Annotated in this window: 2 protein-coding genes and 1 pseudogene; all 3 read left to right on the top strand. The window is 62.5% G+C overall.

Features of this window, described 5'->3' with window-relative positions; translation table 11 throughout:
- Positions 1 to 115 (top strand): annotated as a pseudogene (locus tag EN750_RS41260) (3'(2'),5'-bisphosphate nucleotidase CysQ); the annotation flags it as partial.
- Between the two features lie 103 nt (positions 116 to 218).
- Entirely contained in the window at positions 219 to 464 is a 246-nt protein-coding gene (locus EN750_RS35630) for a DUF4170 domain-containing protein (RefSeq protein ID WP_127257990.1), read from the top strand.
- Between the two features lie 5 nt (positions 465 to 469).
- A partial coding sequence (locus EN750_RS35625) for a lysophospholipid acyltransferase family protein (protein WP_127399367.1) occupies positions 470 to 1,106 on the top strand: 637 nt, incomplete at its 3' end.

Here is a 1,106-nt window from a genome sequence, read left to right as displayed (position 1 = left end):
GCATGGCCGTGCTCCACTTTATGCCGGCGAGGTGACCCGCCACGGCGCCCTTGCTGCCGGCAGCGGTGAATTGCTGGCCGTGCTCGCCGGCGTCATCGCCGGTCTGGACGCGTGAAAGCGTTTTCCCGGGCGAGATGAATTCATCTCGCCCTAAAGGTTCCAAAGTCGGCGGCTTTGGTCTAGACCTGTCACAAACTCACGATATGTGAAGGACCGACATGGCCGCGGAAGACGGAAAGAAACAGCTTTTGCATCTGGTGTTCGGTGGCGAACTGAAGAAGCTTGGCGGCACCGAATTCCGCGATCTCGAGGGGCTCGATATCGTCGGCATCTATCCCGACTATCAATCCGCGCACACGGCATGGAAAGCCAAGGCGCAAGCCAGCGTGGACAACGCCCACATGCGTTACTTCGTCGTTCATCTGCACCGGCTGCTGGACCCCGACAACAAGGCTGCCGGTTGACTTCGATGGAGCATGACCTGGCGAAAGGGCCAGCAAACGATGCCGCGCCCACGGGCAGGGGACGCAGCCGCACGACCAAGGCCTTCTGGCGCAAGATTCGCCAACCGCTGGCGCAGTCGCGATTCGTCAAGAACGCCATCGCCAGCCTGTTCGCCCAGTTCGTGCGCTTCGTGCGCCTCACCAATCGCGTCGTCGAGGGATCGGCACGGTTTTCGGGCGGTGCCTATACCGAATTCGAGCCTGGCATCATCGCCTTGTGGCATGGCCAGCATCTGCTGACGCCAGCCTATTACCCCAAGCGCAAGCCGCTGGTCGCCATGGTTTCGCGCAGCGCCGATGCCGAGCTCAACGCCTTGATGCTGGAAAAATTCGGCATCGAGGCGGTGCGCGGCTCGGGCGGGCGGGAGAATGCCAGGCACCTCGACAAGGGTGGGGCAAAAGCGCTTATCGCCCTGAAAAAGTCGCTCGCCGTCGGCAAGAACGTCGCCATGATCGCAGATATTCCGCACGGCACGCCGCGAGACGCAGGGCTTGGCATCGTTCTCCTGGCGCGCCTCTCGGGCCGGCCGCTTGTGCCTGTCGCCATCACCACCAGCCGCCGCAAGGTACTGGAGAAGAGCTGGGACAAGACCACCATCAACC

The organism is Mesorhizobium sp. M7A.F.Ca.ET.027.03.2.1 (assembly GCF_003999175.1).
Classification (GTDB): Bacteria; Pseudomonadota; Alphaproteobacteria; order Rhizobiales; family Rhizobiaceae; genus Mesorhizobium.
The sequence above is the reverse complement of the archived record's forward strand: the minus strand, read 5'-3'. Positions and strand labels throughout refer to the sequence as shown.